The 23,866-nt window shown below is 63.6% G+C and carries 25 protein-coding genes and 1 pseudogene; 15 read left to right on the top strand and 11 right to left on the bottom strand.

What is annotated here, in order from left to right; all coding sequences use genetic code 11:
• The first annotated feature begins 471 nt into the window (after nucleotides 1-471).
• The 5 genes from EJ066_RS02855 (at nucleotide 472) to EJ066_RS02835 (ending at nucleotide 3,410) form a co-directional block, all read left to right on the top strand.
• The gene (locus EJ066_RS02855) at nucleotides 472-1,857 is read left to right on the top strand and encodes a M20/M25/M40 family metallo-hydrolase (RefSeq protein WP_126034722.1); all 1,386 of its coding nucleotides are present in this window, start codon (nucleotides 472-474) and stop codon (nucleotides 1,855-1,857) included.
• A 78-nt stretch (nucleotides 1,858-1,935) separates the two neighbouring features.
• Nucleotides 1,936-2,556: a ribonuclease D gene (locus EJ066_RS02850; protein WP_126034720.1), complete on the top strand. Its 621-nt coding sequence runs from the start codon at nucleotides 1,936-1,938 to the stop codon at nucleotides 2,554-2,556.
• Nucleotides 2,557-2,608: 52 nt separating this feature from the next.
• Nucleotides 2,609-2,857 (top strand): hypothetical protein, encoded by a 249-nt coding sequence (locus EJ066_RS02845; RefSeq protein ID WP_126034718.1) that lies wholly within the window; start codon nucleotides 2,609-2,611, stop codon nucleotides 2,855-2,857.
• Between the two features lie 124 nt (nucleotides 2,858-2,981).
• Nucleotides 2,982-3,236: a GlsB/YeaQ/YmgE family stress response membrane protein gene (locus tag EJ066_RS02840; protein WP_126034717.1), complete on the top strand. Its 255-nt coding sequence runs from the start codon at nucleotides 2,982-2,984 to the stop codon at nucleotides 3,234-3,236.
• 27 nt (nucleotides 3,237-3,263) lie between these two features.
• Complete coding sequence (locus EJ066_RS02835) at nucleotides 3,264-3,410, top strand: hypothetical protein (protein WP_126034716.1); 147 nt, start codon at nucleotides 3,264-3,266, stop codon at nucleotides 3,408-3,410.
• A 67-nt stretch (nucleotides 3,411-3,477) separates the two neighbouring features.
• Here the strand turns inward: EJ066_RS02835 and EJ066_RS31720 are convergent, their stop codons facing one another.
• On the bottom strand, nucleotides 3,478-4,065 hold the full coding sequence (locus EJ066_RS31720) for a hypothetical protein (protein ID WP_245455062.1): 588 nt from the start codon (nucleotides 4,063-4,065) through the stop codon (nucleotides 3,478-3,480).
• 48 nt (nucleotides 4,066-4,113) lie between these two features.
• Between EJ066_RS31720 and EJ066_RS31715 the strand changes: the two genes are divergently transcribed.
• Genes EJ066_RS31715 through EJ066_RS02820 form a run of 3 tightly spaced genes read left to right on the top strand, consistent with a single transcriptional unit; the run spans nucleotide 4,114 to nucleotide 7,609 of the window.
• Complete coding sequence (locus EJ066_RS31715; RefSeq protein ID WP_245455061.1) at nucleotides 4,114-4,494, top strand: hypothetical protein; 381 nt, start codon at nucleotides 4,114-4,116, stop codon at nucleotides 4,492-4,494.
• Nucleotides 4,495-4,553: 59 nt separating this feature from the next.
• The gene (locus EJ066_RS02825) at nucleotides 4,554-6,803 is read left to right on the top strand and encodes a transglycosylase domain-containing protein (protein ID WP_126034714.1); all 2,250 of its coding nucleotides are present in this window, start codon (nucleotides 4,554-4,556) and stop codon (nucleotides 6,801-6,803) included.
• Between the two features lie 53 nt (nucleotides 6,804-6,856).
• Nucleotides 6,857-7,609: an SDR family oxidoreductase gene (locus EJ066_RS02820; protein WP_126034713.1), complete on the top strand. Its 753-nt coding sequence runs from the start codon at nucleotides 6,857-6,859 to the stop codon at nucleotides 7,607-7,609.
• Nucleotides 7,610-7,624: 15 nt separating this feature from the next.
• Here the strand turns inward: EJ066_RS02820 and EJ066_RS02815 are convergent.
• Together EJ066_RS02815 and EJ066_RS02810 are read right to left on the bottom strand one after the other, a co-directional pair.
• Nucleotides 7,625-7,804, bottom strand: a pseudogene (locus tag EJ066_RS02815) (NAD-binding protein); the annotation flags it as partial.
• Nucleotides 7,805-7,924: 120 nt separating this feature from the next.
• On the bottom strand, nucleotides 7,925-8,374 hold the full coding sequence (locus EJ066_RS02810) for a host attachment family protein (RefSeq protein WP_126034712.1): 450 nt from the start codon (nucleotides 8,372-8,374) through the stop codon (nucleotides 7,925-7,927).
• 444 nt (nucleotides 8,375-8,818) lie between these two features.
• On the opposite strand from EJ066_RS02810, the gene cysG reads away from it, so the two are divergent.
• The 6 genes from cysG to EJ066_RS02780 all read left to right on the top strand — a co-directional run bounded on the left by cysG (nucleotide 8,819) and on the right by EJ066_RS02780 (nucleotide 14,471).
• Complete coding sequence (cysG, locus tag EJ066_RS02805) at nucleotides 8,819-10,270, top strand: siroheme synthase CysG (RefSeq protein ID WP_126034711.1); 1,452 nt, start codon at nucleotides 8,819-8,821, stop codon at nucleotides 10,268-10,270.
• Complete coding sequence (locus EJ066_RS02800) at nucleotides 10,267-10,572, top strand: DUF2849 domain-containing protein (protein ID WP_126034710.1); 306 nt, start codon at nucleotides 10,267-10,269, stop codon at nucleotides 10,570-10,572. The genes cysG and EJ066_RS02800 overlap by 4 nt, the downstream gene beginning before the upstream one ends.
• Nucleotides 10,573-10,619: 47 nt before the next feature.
• The gene (locus tag EJ066_RS02795; protein ID WP_126034709.1) at nucleotides 10,620-12,290 is read left to right on the top strand and encodes a nitrite/sulfite reductase; all 1,671 of its coding nucleotides are present in this window, start codon (nucleotides 10,620-10,622) and stop codon (nucleotides 12,288-12,290) included.
• Nucleotides 12,265-13,029 carry a phosphoadenylyl-sulfate reductase gene (locus tag EJ066_RS02790; protein WP_126034708.1) on the top strand — a complete coding sequence of 255 codons (765 nt, stop codon included), beginning with the start codon at nucleotides 12,265-12,267 and terminating at the stop codon, nucleotides 13,027-13,029. The genes EJ066_RS02795 and EJ066_RS02790 overlap by 26 nt, the downstream gene beginning before the upstream one ends.
• A gap of 166 nt (nucleotides 13,030-13,195) precedes the next feature.
• Complete coding sequence (locus EJ066_RS02785; protein ID WP_126034707.1) at nucleotides 13,196-13,732, top strand: DUF934 domain-containing protein; 537 nt, start codon at nucleotides 13,196-13,198, stop codon at nucleotides 13,730-13,732.
• A gap of 118 nt (nucleotides 13,733-13,850) precedes the next feature.
• The gene (locus EJ066_RS02780; RefSeq protein ID WP_126034706.1) at nucleotides 13,851-14,471 is read left to right on the top strand and encodes a DJ-1/PfpI family protein; all 621 of its coding nucleotides are present in this window, start codon (nucleotides 13,851-13,853) and stop codon (nucleotides 14,469-14,471) included.
• Nucleotides 14,472-14,518: 47 nt separating this feature from the next.
• Here EJ066_RS02780 and EJ066_RS02775 read toward each other — a convergent pair whose 3' ends face one another.
• Both EJ066_RS02775 and EJ066_RS32515 read right to left on the bottom strand, forming a co-directional pair.
• The gene (locus EJ066_RS02775) at nucleotides 14,519-15,541 is read right to left on the bottom strand and encodes a fatty acid desaturase (protein ID WP_126034705.1); all 1,023 of its coding nucleotides are present in this window, start codon (nucleotides 15,539-15,541) and stop codon (nucleotides 14,519-14,521) included.
• 150 nt (nucleotides 15,542-15,691) lie between these two features.
• Complete coding sequence (locus tag EJ066_RS32515; RefSeq protein ID WP_348629284.1) at nucleotides 15,692-16,132, bottom strand: hypothetical protein; 441 nt, start codon at nucleotides 16,130-16,132, stop codon at nucleotides 15,692-15,694.
• 34 nt (nucleotides 16,133-16,166) lie between these two features.
• Here EJ066_RS32515 and grpE point away from each other — a divergent pair, with 34 nt between their 5' ends.
• The gene (grpE, locus tag EJ066_RS02765; RefSeq protein ID WP_126034704.1) at nucleotides 16,167-16,802 is read left to right on the top strand and encodes a nucleotide exchange factor GrpE; all 636 of its coding nucleotides are present in this window, start codon (nucleotides 16,167-16,169) and stop codon (nucleotides 16,800-16,802) included.
• Nucleotides 16,803-16,888: 86 nt separating this feature from the next.
• Here the strand turns inward: grpE and EJ066_RS02760 are convergent, their stop codons facing one another.
• The 6 genes from EJ066_RS02760 to EJ066_RS02735 form a co-directional block, all read right to left on the bottom strand.
• Entirely contained in the window at nucleotides 16,889-17,764 is an 876-nt protein-coding gene (locus EJ066_RS02760; protein ID WP_245455256.1) for a GNAT family N-acetyltransferase, read from the bottom strand.
• A gap of 173 nt (nucleotides 17,765-17,937) precedes the next feature.
• Nucleotides 17,938-20,226 carry a PAS domain-containing hybrid sensor histidine kinase/response regulator gene (locus EJ066_RS02755; protein ID WP_126034702.1) on the bottom strand — a complete coding sequence of 763 codons (2,289 nt, stop codon included), beginning with the start codon at nucleotides 20,224-20,226 and terminating at the stop codon, nucleotides 17,938-17,940.
• Between the two features lie 109 nt (nucleotides 20,227-20,335).
• The gene (locus tag EJ066_RS02750; protein WP_126034701.1) at nucleotides 20,336-21,325 is read right to left on the bottom strand and encodes an MDR family oxidoreductase; all 990 of its coding nucleotides are present in this window, start codon (nucleotides 21,323-21,325) and stop codon (nucleotides 20,336-20,338) included.
• 51 nt (nucleotides 21,326-21,376) lie between these two features.
• Entirely contained in the window at nucleotides 21,377-21,877 is a 501-nt protein-coding gene (gene lspA / locus EJ066_RS02745) for a signal peptidase II (RefSeq protein WP_126034700.1), read from the bottom strand.
• An 8-nt stretch (nucleotides 21,878-21,885) separates the two neighbouring features.
• Complete coding sequence (locus tag EJ066_RS02740) at nucleotides 21,886-22,743, bottom strand: RNA methyltransferase (protein WP_126034699.1); 858 nt, start codon at nucleotides 22,741-22,743, stop codon at nucleotides 21,886-21,888.
• Nucleotides 22,744-23,790 carry a class I SAM-dependent rRNA methyltransferase gene (locus tag EJ066_RS02735; RefSeq protein WP_126034698.1) on the bottom strand — a complete coding sequence of 349 codons (1,047 nt, stop codon included), beginning with the start codon at nucleotides 23,788-23,790 and terminating at the stop codon, nucleotides 22,744-22,746.
• Between the last annotated feature and the right edge of the window lie 76 nt (nucleotides 23,791-23,866).

Raw genomic sequence — 23,866 nt, 5'->3', positions numbered from 1 at the left:
TCGCCACGTTCGAAGACACAGATAAACGCCATCGGCATTTTTCGCCGAAGTCCGGAGCAAGGCCCGTCCCCCGCCTATCCCGGACACTTGCGGCAGCCTATCCCCCCTCTCCGGGCTGCCGCATCGTTTCGAGTAAAGGCCGCCGTGGTTCCCCCTCCACCACGGCGGCATTTTTTTGCCTTTCGATGCCCGTGGTCCAACGCCGGGCAATCGGGTGAACCCGATTGCCCTTCTTTTTTGCTGCCTCAAACGCCGGCGGTCGCATCCGCGACCTTGGCTTCACGCGCCAAAAGGCGCGACGGCCGGTCGGCCTTGCCATTTTCGCTTCGCAAAAATGGTTTCCACTGCCGATGCAGGGCAGGAACAGGACTTTTTCCTTCACCCGATTGCCCTGTGGCCCAACGCCGCCGGCTTTTCGTTTCTGCCTCGCAGCTTTAGGGTTGCCGCTCAGAATCGAAAGGCCTGATAAAAATGTCCAGAATTTCCCCCGTCCTCGACCGCCTCGACAAAAACCTCGACGAGAGCCTGGAGCGCCTGTTCGGCCTGCTCGGGATCAAGTCGATCTCGACCGATCCGGCCTATGCCGCGGATTGCCGCAAGGCGGCGGAATGGCTGGTGGCGGAGCTCAAGCTGATCGGGTTCGACGCCAGCGTGCGCGACACTTCAGGCCATCCGATGGTGGTCGCGCAGCATGACGGGCCGGCGGGCGCACCGCATGTCTTGTTCTACGGCCATTACGACGTGCAGCCGGTCGACCCGATCGAACTCTGGGATAGCGACCCCTTCGCACCTTCGGTCAAGGAGATCGAGCCCGGCCATCAGGTGATCACGGGACGTGGTTCGGCCGACGACAAGGGGCAACTGATGACCTTCGTCGAGGCTTGCCGTGCCTGGAAGCAGGTGCATGGCGCGCTGCCGTGCCGCATCACGATCCTGTTCGAGGGCGAGGAGGAGTCCGGCTCGCCATCACTGAAGCCGTTCCTCGAGGCAAACGCGGCGGAACTCAAGGCCGACTTCGCGCTTGTCTGCGACACCGGCATGTGGGACCGCGATACGCCATCGATCTGCGTCGCGCTGCGCGGGCTGGTCGGCGAGGAGATCACGGTGAAAGCCGCCGACCGCGACTTGCATTCGGGTCTTTATGGCGGTGCCGCCGCCAATCCAATCCGCATCCTGGCCAGGATCCTGGCCGACATCCACGACAAGGATGGCCATGTCACCATTCCGGGTTTCTACGACGGTGTCGAGGAGACGCCTTCGCAGGTCCTGAAGTCATGGGAGACTCTCGGCGAGACTGCCGAAACGTTCCTTGGGCCTGTCGGCCTGTCGATCCCGTCCGGCGAAAAGGGCCGCTCGGTGCTCGAACTCACCTGGGCGCGGCCGACGGCCGAGTTCAACGGCATTACCGGCGGCTATACCGGCAAGGGGTTCAAGACGGTGATCGCGGCGGAAGCCTCGGCAAAAGTGTCCTTCCGTCTCGTCCACAAGCAGAATCCGGAAAAGATCCGCGCCGCTTTCCAGGCCTTCGTCAGGGAGCGCATCCCGGCCGACTGCTCAGTCGATTTCCATCCGCATGGCGGCTCGCCGGCGATCCAGCTTTCCTACGACTCGCCGTTTCTCGCCAAGGCCAAGGACGCGCTGTCCGACGAGTGGCCGAAGCCGGCGGTGACGACCGGAAGCGGCGGCTCGATCCCGGTGGTCGGCGATTTCCAGACCTATCTCGGCATCGAATCCTTGCTGGTCGGGTTCGGCCTCGACGATGACCGCATCCATTCGCCGAACGAGAAATACGAGATGAGCTCCTTCCACAAGGGACAACGCTCCTGGGCGCGCATTCTCGATGCGCTGACACGCTGATAGGACAAGAATTCAACTTTCTGTTGATTTTTCATCGGATCGCGGCGAGGACGGAGCACGCCGCGACCGGAGAAGACGATGAGCGATATCCGTTTCCACAAAAACGACCTGCCCGGGCTGTTGCATTACGACGTTGGGGCGGTCGCCATCGACACGGAGACGCTGGGCCTCAATCCGCATCGCGACCGGCTTTGCGTGGTGCAGATCTCGCCGGGTGACGGTACCGCCGACGTCATCCAGATCGCGCCCGGCCAGAACAAGGCGCCGAACCTCGTCAGCCTGCTCAAGAACCGCAGCATAACCAAGCTTTTCCATTTCGGCCGTTTCGATCTCGCCGTGCTCTATAACGCCTTCGGCGTCATGCCGGAGCCGGTGTTCTGCACCAAGATCGCCTCGCGGCTGACCCGAACCTACACCGACCGGCACGGGTTGAAGGACATCTGCCTTGAGCTTCTTGGCGTCAGCCTGTCGAAGGTGCAGCAATCGTCGGACTGGGCGGCGGAGACGCTGTCGCCCGAACAACTCGAATATGCCGCCTCCGACGTGCTCTATCTGCACCGGCTGCGCGATGTGCTGGCGGCGCGACTGGCGCGCGAGAAGCGGACCAAGGAGGCAGAGGCCTGCTTCCGCTTCCTGCCGACGCGTGCGAAACTCGACCTGATGGGCTGGGGTGAGGCAGACATCTTCGCCCACAGTTAAGGTGGAACCAGGTGTTCGCTGCGACGTTCTGTCGGTCCATGGAGAGGATGAAATGGCTGCCAGAAAACCCATCGAAACGGCGCCGAAGGATGGCTCCAAGGTCACCGTCACCTGGAAGGACAGCGACGGCGTGATCAACGAATCCATTGCGCAATACCGGTCGCTCGACCGGCTGAAGGCGGCCGGCGGCGACTGGGATGAGAACGACGCCGGCTGGTGGGCCTATACGGACGGCCATACGCAAAAGAAGATCGAGCCGATCAGCTGGCGGCCCGCATCCGGGGATGATGACGACGAATGACGCCGCTGGGACGAATGACGCCGCTGGCGGGGCCGGCTACTTTCCAATAGCTTGGGCCAATTGCAACCGGAGATCGATTCGGAGCTTCCTGCTCCGCGACCGTCCGCTCAGGAGGGATTTGCAAATGGGTGTTGAGAGCCTGCTTGTCTTCATCATCATCGGTGCCATCGCCGGCTGGCTCGCCGGCCTGATCGTCAAGGGTTTCGGCCTCGGCTTGGTCGGCAATATCGTCGTCGGCATCGTCGGCGCGTTGATTGCCGGCTGGCTCTTCCCAAGGCTGGGGTTCGCCATAGGCGGTGGCATATTTGCCTCCATTATCCACGCCACGATCGGCGCGGTCATCCTACTCGTGCTGATCAAGCTGGTGAAGCAGGCCTGATCCATCGAAGGACATCAAGGGCGCGCCATGAAACAGAACATGCTCTATCTCATCATCGGCGCGCTCGTCGTCGTGGTCATCGCGCTCGGCACCTACGTCTATCGCGAGCAAACCAAGCCGAAGGGCGTCGAGCTCAAGATCGACGACAAGGGTATTTCGATCCAGGAGAACTGAGTGCGCCGGGTCTGGCGCGGCAAAAGGTGCCGATGACCACCCATATCGACTATTCGAGCCCTTCAGGTCACACTCTCAGGTGATAGCCCGGATCGACTTCAAAGCCAGCGATGCCGTACGAGCCGCGCTCTCGACCATCGGACGCACGGAAGATTTGCGCTTTTCGCCGGACAATCGGCTGCTGGCAATTGCGGGATATGCGCGAAGGCGCTGTTTGATCCTGCGGGTCGACGTCGATGCGGCGCCGAGTGGTCCGCAAGTCACCGTCCATGACTTCATGGAGTTGACGTCGAAAAGCTTGGGCGAGGTCCACGGTCTCGATTTCATCGATGACCGAACCCTGGTGATCGCCAATCGCAATGGGCTTGTTGCGATATTTGCCCTGCCATCGGGAGAACCAGCCGGCCGCCAGTGCGACATTGTACCCATTCGCGAGATCAAGGGCGGGCTGTTTTGCAAGCTGAAAACGCCAGGTTCGATCGTGGCCAGGCAGGAGTCGCGTGGCCGGGTCAGCCTCCTGGTCTGCAACAACTACAGGGACAGGGTCACGCGCCACGTCGTCGACCGGTGGGGCTACCGCGCGTGGAAAAACCACCCCCTTCTGAAGCGCGGCCTGACCATACCCGACGGCATAGCCGTCAGCCATGATGGCCAATGGATCGCCGTCAGCAGTCACGGCACAAACGATGTGAAGATCTACAGAATGTCCGCGCCGCTGGGACCGGATACCGAACCCGTCGGAATCCTGCAGAACGCCAATTATCCGCATGGCCTGCGTTTTACGGGCGATGACCGGCAGATCCTTGTCGCCGATGCAGGCAGTCCACTGCTTCACGTCTACGACCGTGACGCGGGCTGGAGCGGTAGCCGTATGCCCTCTCGCTCCGTTGCCGTCCTTGACGACGAGACATTCGGGCGCGGCAGGGCCAGTGTCGAAGAAGGTGGTCCGAAGGGTCTCGACATCGATCGTTCGAACAGCGTCGTGGCGGTGACCTGCGAAGAGCAGACGCTGGCCTTCTTCTCGCTGGCATCGATAACCGGTCGACCGGCTGCGGCGCTCGAGCCAGACTTAACCTGCCTTTAAACCGCCGCATCTACTCTTCACCCCGAACGCCATAGGCACGGGGACAGACGGCACAGCGCATGGCGAACCGCAGAGACAACCGCATCGAACCCAGCTTCGAGGGCCCGCCACGGGCGAAATCCTCGGCCGGTTTTTCGGTGAGCGAGGAGGATCGCGTCGTGCCGAGCAACCGCAAGACCTCTGCAAAGCGCCAATCGGCCAAGGCGAAATCGTCGCGCCGCAGACGCGGCAAAAGCCGGCGCGGCCTGTTTGGCGTGCTCGGCCGGCTGTTCTACTGGTGCTTCGTGCTGGCCATCTGGGGTGGCATCGCCACCGCCGGCATCGTCGTCTACTACGGTGCGAAAATGCCGGCGGCCACCACCTGGGCCATACCCGACCGCGCGCCCAACATCAGGATCGTCTCCGTCGACGGAAAGCTGCTCGCCAATCGCGGCATGAGCGGCGGCGAAGCCGTCGGCCTGCATGAAATGTCGACCTATATTCCCGAGGCCGTCATCGCCATCGAAGATCGCCGCTTCTATTCTCATCTGGGCATCGATCCCATCGGTCTGTCCAGAGCCATGGTGGCCAACGTTCTCGGCGGCCGTTTTTCGCAGGGCGGCTCGACGCTGACCCAGCAATTGGCGAAAAACCTGTTCCTGACGCCCGATCGTACGCTGGAACGCAAGGTGCAGGAGGTGCTTCTGGCGCTGTGGCTCGAGCACAAGCACACCAAGGACCAGATCCTCGAAATGTATCTCAACCGGGTCTATTTCGGCTCCGGCGCCTATGGTGTCGAAGCGGCTTCGCGCCGCTATTTCGGCAAGAGCGCGCGCGATGTCACGCTGCCCGAGGCCGCGCTCCTCGCTGGCCTGCTGAAGGCGCCGTCGCGACTGTCTCCGGCGCGTGACCCGAAGGCGGCCGAGCAGCGCTCGCAGCTTGTCCTCGCCGCCATGCGCGACGAAGGCATGATCAACGGCAAGGAACTGACCACGGCGATGAGTGGGCCGGCGACGCGGGTGGCATCCTACTGGACGGGCTCGGAAAATTATGTCGCCGACACGATCATGGAAGAACTGCCCGAACTGATCGGCGACGTGCGCGGCGACATCATCGTCGACACCACCGTCGACCTCACGCTGCAGAAGCTCGCCGAACAATCGATCCGCCGGCTGGTCGACGGGAGCGGCAAGAAGCTCAATGCCAGCCAGGGCGTGCTGGTGTCGATCGACAATTCCGGTGCGGTACGTGCCATGGTCGGCGGTTACGATTATTCGACCAGCCAGTTCGACCGCGCCTCAGAGGCGCGCCGCCAGCCGGGTTCGGCGTTCAAGCCCTTTGTTTACATGGCGGCACTGGAAACCGGCCGCACGCCTGACAGCGTGCGCAATGACGCGCCGATCAGAATAGGCAAATGGACGCCAACCAATTACGGCGGCAAGTATTTCGGCAAGGTGACGCTGGCGACGGCGCTGGCGAAATCGCTGAACTCAGTGGCCGCCCAGCTGACCATGGAAGTCGGGCCTGACGCCGTCATCGAGGCGGCGCACCGCATGGGCATCCAGACCGACCTCACGGCCAACACCTCGATCGCGCTCGGCACCTCTGAAGTGACGCCGCTGGAATTGACGTCGGCCTATGTCCCCTTCGCCAATGGCGGCTACCGGCCGGAAGTCCATTTCATCCGCCGCGTGACGACAGCCGGCGGCAAGGTGCTCTACGCCAACAATGGCGGCGGCGCCCCGCGCGTCGTCAAGCCGGAAGTCGTCGGCATGATGAACTCGATGATGACAGGCACGGTCGAAATCGGCACTGCCAGGAAGGCGGCTTTTGCCTGGCCGGCCGCCGGCAAGACCGGCACCAGCCAGAATTCGCGCGACGCCTGGTTCATCGGCTATACAGCCAATCTCACCACCGGTGTCTGGTTCGGCAACGACGATGGAAGCCCGATGAAGAAGGTCACCGGCGGCGCGCTGCCGGCGCAGGCCTGGCATGAGTTCATGGTCGCCGCCCATGAAGGCGTGCCGGTGCGGCCGCTGCCCGGGACATGGAGGTCGACGCCCGCGGATACGATCGTGCAGGACGAAATTCCGTCCAACACGCCGCAACCGGTTCCGTCCGTCTCGGTTGGCCAATCCGCGCCGTCCGCCCAAAAAACGTCGCCTGCCCGCGCCGCGCGTCCCGCCGAAACGGTCGATGCCGGCGGCTTCGGCATGCCGGGCGGTGACGGCACCACCGCATCGATCAAGCACCCGGTGCCGCCCGGCGATGTCGGCGGCCCGGTCAAGAAGCGGCAGACCTCGATCCTCGACATCCTCACCGGCGGCTGAGCCCTCGCCATCGCGACGGTGTTCGGCTACATCTCCAGTTTGGAGACCGCGACATGGCCGAAACCGACACCAGAAAAACAATCGTGCTGACCGGCGCCAGCCGCGGCATCGGCCATGCCACGGTCAAGCGGTTCTCGCGCGAAGGCTGGCGCGTCATCACCTGCTCGCGCCAGGCCTTTGCCGAGGACTGCCCGTGGCCGGCCGGTCCCGAGGACCATATCAAGGTCGACCTCGCCGACCAGGAGGATGTCGGCATCGCGATCTCGGAAATCCGCCATCGGCTGGAGGCGCATGGCGGCCAGCTTCATGCGCTGGTCAACAATGCCGGCATTTCGCCGAAGCTCGAGGGCGACAACAGCCGCATGAATTCGATCGACACGCCGATGCATGTCTGGCGCGACGTGTTCCAGGTCAATTTCTTCGCGCCGATCATGCTGGCGCGAGGATTGTTCAGGGAACTGGCGTCGGCCAAAGGCTCGATCGTCAACGTCACCTCGATCGCCGGTACCCGCGTGCATCCCTTCGCCGGCACCGCCTATGCGACGTCGAAGGCGGCGCTCGGCTCGCTGACGCGCGAAATGGCGCATGATTTCGGCCCGCACGGCATCCGCGTCAACGCGATCGCACCCGGCGAGATCGACACAGCGATCCTGTCACCGGGCACGGAAAAGATCGTCGAGACGATCCCGCTGCGGCGGCTGGGCACCACGGCCGAAGTCGCCGACATCATCTTCTTCCTGTGCTCGCAGCAGGCGTCCTATGTGACCGGTTCGGAAATCCACATCAACGGCGGCCAGCACGTGTGAGCGAACGCTGGCGAGTTAAGCAACCGCCGCCTTCGGCTCTGCCCCGCCCTCCATCACCTCTTCCACAATCCCACGGGCGATCTCGCGCTCACCCATGATCACCGTATCGGCTCCGAGCCCCTTGAGATGCTCGACCTCGGCATCGGAATGGGCGCGGGCGATGACGTCGATCTTCGGGTTGGCGGTGCGGGCTCGGGTAGCCGCGAGGCAACCCGCAATGCCATGAAATCGGCGACAAAGATCGCAGAAGGCGAGCCGCCTCGGGGCTGGCATGGTTGCTGCAAAGAAGAAACGGTTTGCGCCTGATGCCCGCTATCAGGCCGCCTGCAGCAGGTTCTCGATGTCGACGATGGTGTGGTTGGTCAGCGTCTTCGGAATTTCCACTGTTATCTTCTCGGCAACTTCCTTGTGCAGTTTTCTGCGGATCTCGCCCAGCACCTGCGGCGGTGCGATCAGCACCATCTCCTTGAAGGCGCCGCGATGCGCGAGCTTGTACAGCCGCTCGGCAATTTCATCGGCGAAACGCTCCTTGCCGAGACGATGCCAGTCAGTGTCCTCGACCGCGCTGCGGTGGATGGAAGGGCCGTCGCTGTAGCGGCCGGGGCGGTCCGAGCCTTGCTCTCGCGTCGCCGGGTTCACCTGCTCCATCTCCTGCACGACCTGAAGGTCGGGATATTGGGTGTCACCATGGTTCTCGAGGAATAACGCCTTCTCGCCGTCGGCTACCACGACCCACAGACCATGTTTCAGCTTGAGGTTGTTCACGGAGCGCTCCTTTTTCCTGGTTTTTCTCATGGTTTCTTGGCCCGTCTCTGGAGCCGTTGCCGCAGCCGAGCAGCCAGGCTCCGGTTCGCATGGCAAACGCGCGCCGAGGCAGGAATGTTCCGGTGACGACAAGAACAGCGAGCGAGCCAGCCAACTAACCGGGGATGACGGTATTCAGTGCATGGTGGCTTTAATCTACCAGATTAGTAGAATTTAGAAAAAAGTGTTTTGTGATACACCTCGATTGCCGGTAGAACGGCCGCAGATCAAGGCCGGCAACAGCGGCCTGGATCCGCTCCACTCATGGGTGTGGAATTTTTTTCTCCTGCCTCTGGTGCTTGCGGAAAAGCGATTGCTTCGCACGAAGCGATGCGCGAGTGCGTTCCTTCTGCTTTTTCGCGCTTGCGCGTAGAACCGACAGCGTATTTTAGGATTCAGCTCGCCATGCCGCAGGCCACCTCCAAGCTCAACGCCTTTCCCGTCTTCATGCGGGTCGAGGGGGAAGCCGTGGCCATCGTCGGCGGCGGCCAGGAGGCTCTGGCAAAGGCGCGGCTGATCGGCCAGTCGACTGCCGTGCTGCGCATCATCGCCGATGCCGCCGAGGCCGAGTTGCTGGCCTTTATCGCCGCGAATGGCGCCGCGCACATCGCTGCCGCCTACGACGCCGCGCAGATCGATGGCGCGGTGATGGTGTTTGCCGCCAGCGCCGACGAGGCGCTCGACCGCCGCGTTGCCGAGGATGCGCGTCGGCTGGGTATCCCGGTCAATGCCGTCGACCGGCCGGACCTGTGCGATTTCTTCACGCCGGCGCTGGTCAACCGCGCGCCGGTCGCCATTGCCGTTGGCACGGAAGGGGCCGGCCCGGTGCTTGCCCAGATGCTGCGCAGCAGGATCGACCGCATGCTGTCGCCGTCGCTTGGGCCGCTTGCTTCGCTTGCTGCCTCGTTGCGCGGTGCCGCCGAGAGATTGCTGCCGAAAGGCAATGCCCGGCGACGCTTCTGGAGCGACTTCTTCGGCGGCGCACCGGCCCGCGCCATGGAGGCCGGCCAGTTTTCGCAGGCGCATGATGCCGCCGTCGACCTGTTGCTCTCGAATGCACCGTCGTCGGGCCACATTGCCCTGGTGGGGGCAGGCCCGGGCGCCGAGGACTTGCTGACGTTGCGCGCCCACCGCCTGCTGATGGAAGCCGATGTCATCGTCCATGACGCGCTGGTGCCGGAGGCGATCGTCGCCATGGGCCGCCGCGACGCCGAGCGCCTGCCGGTGGGTAAGCGAAAGGGCTGCCACACCAAGAGCCAGGCCGAGATTAACGCGCTGCTGATCGAACTCGGCCGCGACGGCAAGCGCGTCGTGCGGCTGAAATCCGGCGATCCGCTGGTGTTCGGGCGCGCGGGCGAGGAAATGGCGGCACTTCGCGATGCCGGCATCGCTTATGAGGTGGTTCCGGGCGTCACCGCGGCCTTCGCCGCCGCCGCCGATTTCGAGCTGCCGCTGACGCTGCGCGGCGTGTCGTCGTCGATGGTGTTCACCACCGGGCACGACCTCAAGGGAAATTCGCTGCCCGACTGGGCCAAGCTCGCCATTTCCGGCGCCACGGTCGCCGTCTATATGGGCCGCTCGGTCGCGGCCGAGGTTGCCGGCCGGCTGATCGAGGCGGGCCTGTCGCCGGATACGGCGGTCGCCGTGGTCGAGAATGCCAGCCTTGCCAACCGCCGCCGTTTCCATGGCACGCTCGCCGACCTGCCGTCGCTGGAGGTTCGCGCCGATCTTGCCGGCCCGGTCATGACGATCATCGGCGATGCAGTCGCCGGCGCCAACTTTGAACGTTCCGAGCCGCTCGCGGCACACAGGCATGAAGGCGCGGCCCAAACAGCCGCCGAAGGAGCCAAACGATGAAAGTTCTGACCGCAAACCGCCTCGCCGATGGCGAAGCAGTCTGGTACGCCAATGGCGGCTGGGCCGAGACCATCGACAATGCCGATCTCGCCGACGACAAGGCGGCCGAAGACCGGCTGGAGGCGATCGGCGCCACGGCTCTTGCCAACAATGAAGTGGTCGACCTCAACCTGATCGACGTGACCGTCGCCAATGGCGTGGTCGTGCCGGTTCGTCTGCGTGAAAAAATCCGCGCCGCCGGCCCGACCAACCGCAACGATCTGGGCAAGCAGGCCCGCCCGCAAGCTGCCCGGGCGGCGTAGATCGCGACATTGATTTAAGCGGGCGGACGCGCCCGGAAAGACCAGACATGTACCGTTACGATGAGTTCGATCACGATTTTGTCCAGGCCCGCGTCGCCGAGTTCAGCGACCAGGTCGCGCGGCGGCTTGCGGGCGAGATCACCGAGGATCAGTTCCGGCCGCTGAGGCTGATGAACGGCGTCTACCTGCAGCTCCACGCCTATATGCTGCGCATCGCGGTGCCTTACGGCACGCTGAACAGCAAGCAGTTGCGCATGCTCGGCCACATCGCCCGCAAATACGACAAGGGCTACGGCCATTTCACGACGCGCCAGAACATCCAGTTCAACTGGCCGGCGCTGTCGGACATTCCGGCGATCCTGGCCGATCTGGCGAGTGTCGAGATGCACGCCATCCAGACCAGCGGCAACTGCATCCGCAACGTCACCGCCGACCACTTTGCCGGGGCCGCCGCCGACGAGGTTGCCGACCCGCGCCCCTATGCGGAAATCCTGCGCCAATGGTCGTCGGTGCATCCGGAATTCTCGTTCCTGCCGAGAAAATTCAAGATCGCGGTGACCGGTGCCGAGCGCGACCGCGCCGCCATCCAGACGCATGACATCGGCCTGCATTTGAAGAAGAACGCAGCCGGCGAACTCGGTTTCGCCGTCTATGTCGGCGGCGGCCAGGGCCGTACGCCGATGATCGCCAAGAAGATACGCGACTTCCTGCCCGAGGCCGACCTTCTGTCCTACTGCACGGCGATCCTGCGCGTTTACAACCTCTACGGCCGCCGCGACAACAAATACAAGGCGCGCATCAAGATCCTCGTCCACGAGACCGGCGTCGAGGAGATCACCCGCCAGGTCGAGGCCGAATGGCAGGAGCTGAAGGATGCGGATCTGAAGCTGCCGGAAGCCGACATCCGCGCCATCGATGCCTATTTCGCGCCACCGGCGCTGGTCGAGCGGCCGGAAGGCGACGAAGCGGTCAAGCTTGCCCGCCTCGATTCCAAGAGTTTTTCGGAATGGCTCGACCAGAACGTGGTGACCCATCGCCATCCCGATTACGCCGCCGTGACCATCTCGCTCAAGGGTATCGGCGAAGCGCCGGGCGATGCCTCCGACAGCCAGATGGAAGCAGTTGCCGACCTTGCCGAAAAATATGCCTTCGACGAGCTGCGCGTCAGCCACGAGCAGAACCTGATCCTGCCGCATGTCGCGCGCGCCGACCTCAAGGCTATCTATGACGCTCTGGTCGACATCGGACTGGCGACGGCCAATTCAAACCTGATCACCGACATCATCTCGTGCCCTGGCCTCGATTATTGCGCGCTGGCCACGGCGCGCTCGATTCCGATAGCGCAGGAAATCTCGAACCGTTTCGCGTCGCTCGAGCGGCAGCGCGAGATCGGCGAACTGAAGCTGAAGATCTCCGGCTGCATCAACGCCTGCGGCCATCACCACGTCGGCCATATCGGTATCCTCGGTGTCGAGAAGAAGGGCGCCGAACTCTATCAGGTCACGCTTGGCGGTTCGGCCGACGAGAACACTTCGGTCGGCGAGATCATCGGCCGCGGCTTCAGTTCGGAAGAGATCACCGATGCCATCGAGCAGATTGTCGAGACCTATCTCGGCCTTCGGCTCGACAGACACGAAAAGTTCATCGACGCCTACCGCCGTGTCGGTCCCGCGCCGTTCAAGGAGGCGCTCTATGCTGGCGAAACCAAGGCCGCTTGACCGTATTGTCGACGTCGAGGCCGGCGTCGCCGCCGAAGCGGCGGGGCTCGATGCGCTCTATGGTCATCTGAAGCCGCTGGAGATCATCGAGCGGTCGGCCCGGGAATTCTTTCACGATGAAATCGCCGCGGTTTCGTCCTTCGGCGCGGATTCGGCGGTGCTGCTGCACATGATCGCCAAGATCGACCGGACGCTGCCGGTGATCTTCCTCGACACCGGCAAGCATTTCGAGGAGACGCTCGGCTATCGCGACGCGCTCGTCGCCGATTTCGGGCTGACCGATATCCGGGTGATCACGCCCGACGAGGCGGCGCTCGAACGGATCGATCCGACCGGCAATCTGAACGAGACCGACACCGACGCCTGCTGCGATGTCCGCAAGGTCGAGCCGCTGGCGCGCGGCGTCGAGCCGTTCCGCGCCTGGTTCACCGGCCGCAAGCGCTTCCAGGCGACGACGCGGGCAGCGCTTCCGGTGTTCGAGGCGGTCGGCTCGCGCATCCGCATCAATCCGCTGGCGCATTGGACGACCGCCGACCAGGCCAACTATATGCGCGCGCATGCGCTGCGTGAAAATCCGCTGGTCGCCTATGGCTATTTGTCGATCGGCTGCTTTCCGTGCACGCAGCCGGTGCAGCCGGGCGAGGACGCACGCAGCGGCCGCTGGGCGGGGCATGCCAAGACGGAGTGCGGCATCCATCTGTCGGGGCTGGAGAAGTCGCTGACCGACGCATCGCTTTAGGGTATGTTGATATTCAGCCGGCCTGCGAACGGCGGTTTCCTGCGCTTCCGGTGCTCACGTACCCAGAGTACGCTCCGCTCCGGTTCTCGGAAGCCACCATTCTCGGCTCGGCCTGACCTGAATCTCAACACACCCTAGGATTCTTTTGGGCTTTAGGAATTTTTTGATGACCGAACCGACGCCAGAGATCGCCATCCGCCTCTGGACCCCGAAGGGTTTTCGCGAGGACGAGTGGACCCATGCCGAAAGTGCCGATGCGCTGTCCGGCAATGGCCGTTTCATCCTGCCTCTGCAAATATTTCTCGACCTCGACCCGGCGGTGCGCCGGTCGGCGAAGGAACGCCTTGGCGTGCTGCTCCAGCCTGGCGACCAGCTCGAAAAGATCGCAGGCCTGCTCGACCAGGTATCGCTGGTGGCGTTGGCCTTCCCGGCATTCAGTGACGGCCGTTCCTTCTCCAAGGGCGAACTGCTGCGCAGCCGCCATCATTTCGAAGGCGCGATCCGCGCCACCGGGCAAGTTCTGGTCGACCAGTTGCCGCATATGCTGCGTCTCGGCTTCGACGAGTTCGAAGTGTCGCATCCGGTGCTTTTGAAGCGGCTCGAGGAAGGCCGCACCGGCGGTCTGCCGCTCTCCTATCAGCCGACCGTGAAGCCGGAGGCCAAGGGCCCCAACTATTCCTGGCGGCGGGTGCGCGCCAACTGATCGCCGAATCTGGTCGGACCACTTTGCAGATTCAGTCTTTTATTTTCACCATCCTGCCCTTAGGATAGGCCTATTATTTCGCCATCCGAAATAAATATCGCCAAGGGAGGAACCGGGAATGGCTGGTAAGAAGATATTGATGCTCGTTGGCGAATTCAGCGAGGAATACGAGATTTTCGTCTTTGAACAGGCCATGCATGCGGTCGGCCACACTGTCCATGTCGTGTGCCCCGACAAGAAAGCGGGCGACATTCTGAAGACCTCGCTTCACGACTTCGAGGGCCACCAGACCTATACGGAAAAGCTTGGCCACGACTACATCCTCAACAAGACCTTTTCCGAGGTGAACCCGGCCGAATACGATGCCGTTTACGCCGCAGGCGGACGTGGGCCGGAATATATCCGTATCGACAAGCGCGTGCAGGCGCTGGTGCGGCATTTCCACGAGACCGGCAAGCCGATCTTCACAATCTGCCACGGTGCGCAGGTTCTGATCGCGGTCGACGGCGTCGTGCGCGGCAGGGAAGTCGCGGCGCTCCAGTATTGCGAGCCGGAAGTCACGCTCGCCGGCGGCACCTACATCGATGTCTCACCGACCGGCGCCCATGTCGACGGCAACCTGGTGTCAGCCAAGGGCTGGCCGGGCCTTGCCGCCTTCATGCGCGAATGCCTGAAAGTCCTCGGCACCGAGATCCAGCACGGCGAGATGTTGATGCGCGCCGAACGCAAGGCGGCTTGAGCCAGGCCTTGCAAGCACCGCCGCACCTGTGGTGCGGCGGGGTGTTTTTACGCAGCCATCCGCGCTTCGCGGAACGACACCAGTTTCCTGCGGTTCTCGTCCCACAGCGCCAGCTTGACGCAGCGCAGGCTCTCGACAAGCGTGATGCGGCCGATTTGGCGCAGTTCCGGGTAGTCCCTCAGCACTTCCTGCAGCCGGTAGCATGGCACCTTGGCGGAGAGATGGTGCACGTGGTGGACGCCGATATTGCCGGTGAACCAGTTCAGCACCGGCGGCAGGTCATAATATGAGGAACCGTGCAGCGCCGCATGCTGGAATTCCCACTCGGAATCTTTTGCCCACTCGGTCTCCTCGAACTGGTGCTGGATGTAGAACAGCCAGATGCCGGCCGAACCGGCCAGGATGACGATCGGCAAGTGGACGACCAGGAAGGCGCCAAGGCCGACGAACCAGATGAGGATCGCAGCAGCAAGCGCGATGGCGAGATTGGTGGCCATGGATGACACCCAAGGCGTCAGGCCGCCCCGCATCATGCCGATCGGCAGCCTCTGCTCGAATATGAAGAGCCATATCGGGCCAAGGCCGAACATGACCAGGGGGTGACGATAGAGACGATAGGCAAGGCGGCCTTGCCAGGGCATCTGCCGGTATTCGGCGACGGTCAGCGTCGTGATATCGCCCATGCCGCGTTCGTCGAGATTGCCGGCGTTGGCATGATGGGTTGCGTGAGCGCGCCGCCAGCAATCGTAGGGTGTCAGCGTCAGGACGCCGAGGCTACGGCCAATCCAGTCGTCGACGGTGCGATTGGCGAAGAAGGCGCCATGGCCGCAATCGTGCTGGATCATGAATATCCGCACCAGAAAGCCGGCCGCCGGAAGGATGAGGATCAGGCCCCACCAATGGCCGTAGGCATAGGCAGCTGAGGACAAGGCCCATAGCGTGGCAAAAGGGATTAGGGTGATGGCAAGTTCAACGGCGCTGCGGCGCCTGTCCGGCGTCTTGTAGCGCGCCAGGATTTTCAACCAGGCACGTTTGCTGTTCGCCACAGCTTCGAGGGAAATCATGTTCATTAGAGAGCATAGACGGGCCATCCCGCTGCCGCAAGGCAGAGATCACGCAGAATTACTGCGCGTAATTGTCGCGCGATGCGCAAGGTGCTGCAATGCGGAAAGGGCATGCTTGGGTTCCGGTGGCACGGAACGACGGGCGTGTATGTCCGTCTATCGCCGGCGGCTATCGGCGGCTACGCTGCTCTCGATGCCGTCCAGGCGGTCGAGCAATTCCCTGAAACGATCGGGAATGTCATTCTCCGTCCGAAATGCCGGCAACGCGCGTAGAAAGCGCATCGTTGCCTCGGTGCCGAACTGGCGCCTGACGCCGGCTGCGAGCCTTTCACGCCTTTTGTCATCGTTGCGGGCGCCATTGTTGTTACGGTCGCTATTATTGCGGGTCGTCATCTCAAAATCCTGTGTCGGCTTCGAAACTCTTCCAGCGGACGAATGGTTCCCCCATCGCAGCATCTTGGCAAGCAATGCCGGCGGGTACAGTAAAATTTGAATTAATATCGAAAGGTCTTCATGAGGCGTCGCCAAAGCGCGAGCGGCATCTCCAGTATCGCTTGCCCTCTTGATTTTTGGCCGCCAAACCTCGATATCGGGCACAAATCCACATCATTCGAAATGACGGGAAATGGCGATGAGCGACCAGGCAAAAGACGAACGCGCGCCCGATGAAGCCGAGACGGCCGAGGACGCCATCGAGCGCACGGACCGCGGCGTCGACGGCGATTATGAAGCGCTTGTGCGGCTGCTGAAGGAAAACGACGAGTTGAAGGACCGTGCGCTCCGCGTCGCTGCCGAGATGGAGAATCTGCGCCGCCGCACCGCGCGCGACGTGCACGACGCGCGTGCCTATGCGGTTGCCAATTTCGCCCGCGACATGCTGTCGGTGTCGGACAACCTGCGCCGCGCGCTGGATGCGATCCCGGCCGAGGCCAAGGCGTCGGGCGATGCCGGCTTCAAGGCGCTGATCGAGGGCGTCGAGATCACCGAGCGCGCCATGCTATCGGCACTGGAGCGGCATGGGGTGAAGAAGCTCGAGCCGGAAGGCGAGAAGTTCGACCCGAATTTCCATCAGGCGATGTTCGAGGTGCCCAATCCGGAGGTGCCGGCCAACACGGTGGTGCAGGTCGTGCAGCCAGGCTATTCGATCGGCGAGCGTGTGCTGCGGCCGGCCATGGTCGGCGTCGCCAAGGGCGGTCCCAAGCATGTGGCTGGTGAAGCGCCGGTCGAGCCAGGGCCGGTGAACGAGCAAGCTGAGAAGGATGCTTAAGTTAAGGGAATAGGAGTAGGGCAGCAAGGGAGTAGGGCAAGGAGCCGTATCAATCGTGCGGCTCTGTAGTGTTCATACTCCGCTACTCACGCAGCGAAACGCTGGGCTTCCCCGCCATAATAGTTGACGTAGCGGGCGCCGATCTCCTTGACCGGCATCACCACGAACACGTCGACCGTCGAGAATTCGCGGTCGATGACGCAGCCGTCGCCGATGCGCGCGCCGACGCGCAGATAGCCCTTGACCAGCGGTGGCATCGCCGCGATCGCGGCCTTGGCGTTGACCGCCTCGATTGGCATCAAATCCATGGAACAGTAGCGCCCGGCGACCGCGCGCACGTCCCAGGCCGAGTTCGTCCGGCAGTGATTGGCGAGATAGGTCAGCGCTTCGGCATGCGCCGCCGGCACGGTGCCTTGGAACGAGGCGCAGCCGGTCATCACGCCGATCCCGTAGTGGTTGATATAGGCCCAAATACCTTGCCAGAGCGCCTCGATGGTGCGCTTCGAGCGGTATTCCGGCAAGACGCAGGAGCGGCCGAGCTCGAGGAAACGCTGGCCGGGATGGCGAGCGATGAGCTTGGTCAGCTCGAATTCGCCCTCGGAATAGAAGCCGCCGGCCGCAGCCGCGATTTCCTGCCGCAGCAGGCGGTAGGTGCCGACAATGCGGCGATGCTCGGGACCGGACAGCGAGGTGTCGAAGACGAGCAAATGATCGCAGAGCGGATCGAAGCGGTCCGCATCGCGGCAGTCCTGCGCCTGGAAAAGGTTCTTCCTGGCGCCAAGCTCGTCGTAGAATACCCGGTAACGCACTTCCTGGGCCGCGGCGATCTCAGCCTCGTTGAGGGCGAGCCGCACTTCGAGGTTGCCGATGCGACCGAGCGATGCGCCTTTTATGACGGCATCGACGTTCCGCCCGACGAGCAATGCGCTGCTGGCGTTCGGCCGAGTGTCACATTCCGGCATAACTGTATGCACGAGTGATTCTCCTTCGAGCCATCCCTCTTGGCACGGGGATACGGTGTAGGTGCAACAGGATTGTGACAGTACCGTGATACGGCGTTACGGGCAATACTTCGCCGGCTGGGTAATGCCTGCAACCGGCTATGCCATGTGAGGAAAGGGGCGCGACTCGCGGCTCAGGCCGCCACCTGGCCCTCGACCGCATGGACAAGCGCGTCCGGGTCGAGCGGCTTGGTGACGAAGCCGCTGGCGCCATGGGCGAGCACGGCGTGGCGGGTCTTTTCCTGACTGTCCGCCGACAGCACCATGATCGGAACCGGCGGTATGGCGGTTTCCTCCTCGTGCCGGCGGATGGCGGCGATGGCGTCCAGCCCGTCCATCACCGGCATGTGCAGGTCCATCAGCACCACGTCGAAGCGATGCTTGTGGCCGGTTCCGGTGACGGCCTCGACGGCGGCCTTGCCGTTGCTGACCACTTTCACCCGATGCCCGGCCTTCAGCAGCGTGGCGCGGGCAAGCATGGCGTTGATGTCGTTGTCCTCGGCAATCAGCACGGACAGGCCCTGCTGGCGGAGCCCAATGGCGCGGACGGATAGCGCGCCGGGCTTTTCCGGCTGCGGTTGGGTGAGGGTGGGCACGCTGCTGGTCAAAAGCACGCGCAGCAACGTCTCGCCGCGCACCGGCCTTGCCAGGAAGGTGGCGTAGCCGCTGGCGCGGAACTCGCCCAGCATGCCGCGGTCAGTCGGCGCGATCAGCGTGATCGCCTCGCAATCGGCAAAGCCGCTCTGACGAAGGCGCTTGAGCAACCTGCCGTCGCTGTCCTCCATGGCCGCGTCGACCAGAAGCACGTCGCAGCCTTCGGCGAAGGGAGCTGCCTGGGCGGCGGTCGCGGCCAGATCGACCATACCGCCATTGGCGCGGATGGTTCGAGCGATGGCATCCGCCTCGATGGCGTTCTTCGACAGGATCACCGCGCGCCGGCCCGACAGCGCGCTCTGGCGGTTCTGTGGCGCTTCGATGGCCGACACTGCGGGGATTTCGAAGACGAATTCGGAACCCTGGCCGAGCCGGCTCGACAGCGAAATCGTACCGCCCATGGCGATCGCCAGGCGCTTGGAGATGGCAAGGCCGAGACCAGCGCCACCATGCACACGGGTCGACGTGCCGTCAGCCTGTTCGAATTCCTCGAAAATGCGCTCCATGTCGTCCTCGCTCAGGCCGGGGCCTGTGTCGGCGACCGTGAAGCATATGCGGTCGGTGGTTTCGGTGCGGGCGCGGGCGATGCTCACCAATACGCCGCCGCTGTCGGTGAACTTGATGGCGTTGCCGATGAGGTTGAGCAGCACCTGCCTGACCCTCCCCGGATCGGCGGTGATCATCTGCGGCACGTCGGGTTCGACATGGCAACCCAGGCCGATATTCTTGGCGAAGGCGCGCGCCGCCAAAAGTTCGACGATGTTGTCGGCGATCTCGCGCACGGACATCGGCTGCGGTTCGGGATCGAAGCGGCCGGCCTCGATCTTTGAATAGTCGAGCAGATCCTCGATCAGCGCCAGCAGCGCGCTGGCCGAGGTCGAGACGGCGCCGACATAGGTCCGTTGTTCGGGCGAGAGATTGGTATCGGCCAGCAGCCTGGCCATGCCCATGATGCCGTTCATCGGCGTGCGGATCTCGTGGCTGACGGTGGCGAGGAAGCGCGATTTGGCCTGGCTTGCATATTCGGCTCGCTCACGGGCGGTGATCAGCGACGATTCGGCCTGCTTACGGGCGGTAATGTCGCGGGCGATGGCGCGATGCGAGACAGCGCCGCTCTCCTTGTCGCGCACGGACAGTTCGATCCATGAGAACCAGCGCGAGCCGCTCGGCGTGCTAATGGCGACGTCGGTGGAGCTCAGGCATTCGTGGTCGGAAAAAGCAGCATCGGGAACGATGCCGACGTCGATGCCGAGTTCGGCCAGGGTCCTGCCGGCAAGGTCGCGCTGTTCGGTTTCGACAAGATCGGCGAAAACCTTGTTGGCGTAGACGATGTGGCCGTCACGGTCGCGATGGACGACGAGATCGCCGAGCGCGTCGATCAGCCCGCGAAAGCGTTCCTCGCTCTCCTGCATCTCCCACATGCGGTCGGCCAGTGTCTCGATCTGGGCGCGGCTGCGAGCTGCGGTCTCGTCGAGCAGAGCGGCTGTGCGGCGCTCAGTGCGCTTGGCGCGCAGGTGCATGGCAAGACCGGCCATGCCGGTCGCCAAAAGGCCAACGGTGACGAAGATCGGCGCTCCGGTCAGATGCGACAGGCCTGCCAGCACGACGACGGCGACGAGCGTCAGGAACGGCAGGCCTTCACGATTGGCGACGGGCAGTTCCGGCGCCAGCGGCGGCGCGGCGACAAGCTGCCGCTTTGGCGGCTCTGGGCCGATCTCGTCGACGCTTTCGGCGCTCTCCGTTTCTCTGATGCCGGATTCCGTGACCATACGAAATCCTAGCCAGACAGAGATTATGGAAAATTGCGGCTGATCGTTCGAATTTTAGCGGTCGCGCGGTTTTTGCCTTCCTTTCGTGCAAAAACGCAGGCGACGGAGCTCACATGTCCACCACCACACGACCGCGGATCTTGCCGTCGACGATGTCGTGCGCGGCGTCGATGATGCCGTCGAAACCGATGGTCGTGGATAGGCTGGCAAGCTTCTGGAGATCAAGGTCCGTGCCGATGCGGCGCCACGCTTCCATGCGGACCGCCTTCGGCGCCATCACCGAATCGATGCCGAGCAGCGAAACGCCGCGCAGGATGAACGGGGCGACGCTCGCCGGCAGATCCATGCCCCCGGCCAGGCCGCAGGCGGCGACGGCGCCGCCATAGGAGGTCATCGAAAGGACGTTGGCCAGCGTATGGCTGCCAACCGCGTCGACGCCGCCGGCCCAGCGTTCCTTGGCGAGCGGCTTTGCCGGCTGGGCAAGCTCGTCACGCGCAATCACTTCCGCGGCGCCCAGGTCGATCAGATAGGGGCTCTCGGCGCTGCGGCCGGTCGAGGCGATGACATGGTAGCCGAGGCTGGACAGGATCGAGACCGCGACCGAGCCGACGCCGCCGGCAGCCCCCGTCACCACCACCGGGCCGCGATCGGGCACGATGCCATGCCGTTCCAGCGCGATAACGCAAAGCATGGCGGTGTAGCCGGCGGTGCCGATCGCCATGGCATCATGCGGGCTCATCCCCTGGGGCAGCGGCACCAGCCAGTCGCCCTTGACGCGGGCACGCTCGGCATAGGCGCCAAAATGCGTCTCGCCGACACCCCAGCCGTTCAGAATGACCTTGTCCCCCTTGCGCCAGTCGGCATGGGAGGACGAGACGACCGTGCCGGCGAAATCGATGCCCGGCACCAGCGGCCAGCGGCGGATCACCGGCGCCTTGCCCGATATGGCGAGGCCGTCCTTGTAGTTCACCGTCGTCGCCTCGACGGCGACGGTAACATCGCCTTCCATCAGGTCGGCTTCGGTGAGATCGGTCACCGCGACCGACTGCTTCTTCTCGGCGTCGCGCGAAACGAGGATGGCTTTGAAGGTTTCGGGCATGTTTTCTCCTCGGGCTTTTCGAATGGCACTGTATGGCGGTGGAAGGTCAGGTCAATCGCTTGAGGGCTTGGCCTCGCGCCGCCAACCGATGAGTTCGTCGAAGACAACCAGCACCGCGCCGACCGCGATGAAGGCGTCGGCGAGGTTGAATATGGCGAAGGACCATACCGGGGTATGGAACAGGATGTAGTCGATCACATGGCCATAGGTGGCGCGGTCGAGCAGATTGCCGAGCGCGCCGCCGATGATCAGCGCAAAGCCAATGCGGGTAAGCACGTGGCCGGGCGGCGTGCGGGCCGCGAGATAGAGCACGAAAGCGACGACGAAAGCGGCGATGACCACCAGGCCGGTGTCGCCGAACGACGAAAACATCGAGAAGGCAATGCCGGTGTTGTAGGTGCGATACAGTGCCAGGAACGGCACGAGATCGACCTTTTCCTGAAAGGCGAGGCCGGTCTCGACCAGGTGTTTCACCCACTGGTCGAGCGCTATCGCCGCGGCGACCAGCAGGGCGTAAGGCAACCATGATTTTGCCGTTTGGGATTTCGCCATTTGGGATGTCACGGTTTGGCGTCCTCCGGAGCAAGTTTCAGCGCATCGCGCCGGATCTCGAACAGCATGATGCCGGTGGCCACCGCGAGATTGAGCGAATCGGCGCGGCCGGCCTGCGGAATCCGCAGCAACCTGTCGCAGCTTTCGGCCAGGCTGTCGGGCAGGCCCTGCTGTTCGTTGCCCATCATCAGCAGCACGGGGCCTTTGGAAAAATCCACCGACCGGTAGTCGACCGCACCTTTCAGATGCGTGCCGGCGACGAGGCCGGGAAAGCTCTTTCGCCATGCGAGGAAGGCGTCCGGCGTCGCCCTGGCGACCGGCACGGCGAAGATCGAGCCCATGGTGGCGCGCACAGTCTCTACGGAAAAAGGATCGGTGGTCTCGCCGACCAGGATGACGCCCTTGGCACCGACGGCGTCGACCGTGCGGATGACGGTGCCGAGATTGCCGGGGTCGCGAACCCGGTCGAGCGCCACCCAGACATCGCCCTCCTGAGCGCGGATATCCTTCAGCGGCAGGACTTTCTGCGAAAAGACGCCGACCACCATTTGCGGATTGTCGCGGCGGGTGATGGCGACGAGCACTTTTTCCGAGACTTCGAGTACAGTGCCGCCGGCGGCGACGGTGCGCGCCGCGACCTTTTCGACCGCCGCATTGCCGCGTCCGGCCTTGGCGAAGACCAGCGTGCGGATCGACCAGCCGAGATCGAGCGCGTCGATGACCAGCTTCAGTCCCTCGGCCATGAAGGCGTTCTGCTGGTCGCGGAATTTCTTCAGCGCCAGCGCCTTGATCTCCTTGACCAACGGGTTGGCGAGGCTGGTGACCTCTTTCACCTGCCCTGGCGCGCCTGCGTGCCGATCGCTCATTCAGGCCACCCAGCGCGAGAACAGCGACGTGGACAACGCCCGGCCGGCGGATTTCTCACGGATGATCAATTCGCCGGATTCGACCGTGCCGCCCATGCCGGCAAAGGTGTCGCGCATCAAGGCATGGATGGCGAAGAAGGAGGCGCGGATCGAATAGGCGGTCAACACCACGGCGAGCGGCTTCGGCGTCAGGATCGAGCGGCAGACGTCGGTCAGATCAGGCAGATCCTCGAACAGTTGCCAGACTTCGCCCCTGGGGCCACGACCATAGGCGGGCGGATCGAACAGGACAATGTCGTAGCGACTGCCGCGGCGCTCCTCGCGCTCGGCGAATTTCACCGCATCGTCGACGATCCAGCGGATCGGTTTTTGCGACAGGCCCGCCATTTCCTGGTTCTCGCGCGCCCAGCCGATCGCCTTCTTGGATGCGTCGACATGGGTGACCTCGGCGCCGGCGCGCGCCGCCACCAGCGAAGCGAGGCCGGTATAGCCGAACAGATTCAGCACCTTTACCGGCCGCTTCGCCGCCGCGATCAGCCCGGCCATGTGATCCCAGTGCGAGGCCTGTTCGGGAAAGACGCCGACATGGCGAAACGAGGTGAAACGGCCGAGATAGTCGATGCCGTCATGTTTCATCGGCCAGGTTTCGCCGAGCGGCGTCCTTGGAAAGCGCCAGCGGCCGATGCCTTCCTCGTCGGTGTCGCCGGTGAAAATGGCGTCGGCGCGGTCCCAGTCCTTGGCCGGCAACGCTTTTTGCCAGATTGCCTGGCCCTCGGGCCGGACGATGCGATAGGGACCGTACTGCTCGAGCTTCTGCCCGGCGCCGCTGTCGAGCAGCGCATAGTCGGCGTTGGGCGCCACTTCGAGGATCAATGGCAGGTGTTCAGCGGGCAGGGCGCCGTCACGGCGGGAAAGGACACGCGGCGCGGCTTTCGGTTCGGGGCGGTTGCCCGATGCCGTGCCGGTTCCGCGCGACGCCTGTTCCGCCCCGCCCTTTGCGAGCCGATGTGAGCGGCTGTCGCGGCGTTTGTCGCGAAAAGGTTTCAAGAAGAGCATCTCCGGGGCGACTTGGGCCGCTTCTGCCATAGCACATTCACCGGTGCAACAAACCGAACGGGAATAG

The sequence above is a fragment of the Mesorhizobium sp. M9A.F.Ca.ET.002.03.1.2 genome, assembly GCF_003952365.1.
In the GTDB taxonomy this organism is placed as follows: domain Bacteria; phylum Pseudomonadota; class Alphaproteobacteria; order Rhizobiales; family Rhizobiaceae; genus Mesorhizobium.
Note: the sequence above shows the minus strand (reverse complement) of the source record. Positions and strands in the feature narration are given on the sequence as shown.

Excerpts from the sequence above, each read along its gene's own strand:
- EJ066_RS02855 (WP_126034722.1), top strand. The coding sequence starts at position 472 with ATGTCCAGAATTTCCCCCGTCCTCGACCGCCTCGACAAAAACCTCGAC.
- EJ066_RS02850 (WP_126034720.1), top strand. The coding sequence starts at position 1,936 with ATGAGCGATATCCGTTTCCACAAAAACGACCTGCCCGGGCTGTTGCAT.
- EJ066_RS02845 (WP_126034718.1), top strand. The coding sequence starts at position 2,609 with ATGGCTGCCAGAAAACCCATCGAAACGGCGCCGAAGGATGGCTCCAAG.
- EJ066_RS02840 (WP_126034717.1), top strand. The coding sequence starts at position 2,982 with ATGGGTGTTGAGAGCCTGCTTGTCTTCATCATCATCGGTGCCATCGCC.
- EJ066_RS02835 (WP_126034716.1), top strand. The coding sequence starts at position 3,264 with ATGAAACAGAACATGCTCTATCTCATCATCGGCGCGCTCGTCGTCGTG.
- EJ066_RS31715 (WP_245455061.1), top strand. The coding sequence starts at position 4,114 with ATGTCCGCGCCGCTGGGACCGGATACCGAACCCGTCGGAATCCTGCAG.
- EJ066_RS02825 (WP_126034714.1), top strand. The coding sequence starts at position 4,554 with ATGGCGAACCGCAGAGACAACCGCATCGAACCCAGCTTCGAGGGCCCG.
- EJ066_RS02820 (WP_126034713.1), top strand. The coding sequence starts at position 6,857 with ATGGCCGAAACCGACACCAGAAAAACAATCGTGCTGACCGGCGCCAGC.
- cysG (WP_126034711.1), top strand. The coding sequence starts at position 8,819 with ATGCCGCAGGCCACCTCCAAGCTCAACGCCTTTCCCGTCTTCATGCGG.
- EJ066_RS02800 (WP_126034710.1), top strand. The coding sequence starts at position 10,267 with ATGAAAGTTCTGACCGCAAACCGCCTCGCCGATGGCGAAGCAGTCTGG.
- EJ066_RS02795 (WP_126034709.1), top strand. The coding sequence starts at position 10,620 with ATGTACCGTTACGATGAGTTCGATCACGATTTTGTCCAGGCCCGCGTC.
- EJ066_RS02790 (WP_126034708.1), top strand. The coding sequence starts at position 12,265 with ATGCTGGCGAAACCAAGGCCGCTTGACCGTATTGTCGACGTCGAGGCC.
- EJ066_RS02785 (WP_126034707.1), top strand. The coding sequence starts at position 13,196 with ATGACCGAACCGACGCCAGAGATCGCCATCCGCCTCTGGACCCCGAAG.
- EJ066_RS02780 (WP_126034706.1), top strand. The coding sequence starts at position 13,851 with ATGGCTGGTAAGAAGATATTGATGCTCGTTGGCGAATTCAGCGAGGAA.
- EJ066_RS02775 (WP_126034705.1), bottom strand. The coding sequence starts at position 15,541 with ATGAACATGATTTCCCTCGAAGCTGTGGCGAACAGCAAACGTGCCTGG.
- grpE (WP_126034704.1), top strand. The coding sequence starts at position 16,167 with ATGAGCGACCAGGCAAAAGACGAACGCGCGCCCGATGAAGCCGAGACG.
- EJ066_RS02760 (WP_245455256.1), bottom strand. The coding sequence starts at position 17,764 with ATGCCGGAATGTGACACTCGGCCGAACGCCAGCAGCGCATTGCTCGTC.
- EJ066_RS02755 (WP_126034702.1), bottom strand. The coding sequence starts at position 20,226 with ATGGTCACGGAATCCGGCATCAGAGAAACGGAGAGCGCCGAAAGCGTC.
- EJ066_RS02750 (WP_126034701.1), bottom strand. The coding sequence starts at position 21,325 with ATGCCCGAAACCTTCAAAGCCATCCTCGTTTCGCGCGACGCCGAGAAG.
- lspA (WP_126034700.1), bottom strand. The coding sequence starts at position 21,877 with ATGGCGAAATCCCAAACGGCAAAATCATGGTTGCCTTACGCCCTGCTG.
- EJ066_RS02740 (WP_126034699.1), bottom strand. The coding sequence starts at position 22,743 with ATGAGCGATCGGCACGCAGGCGCGCCAGGGCAGGTGAAAGAGGTCACC.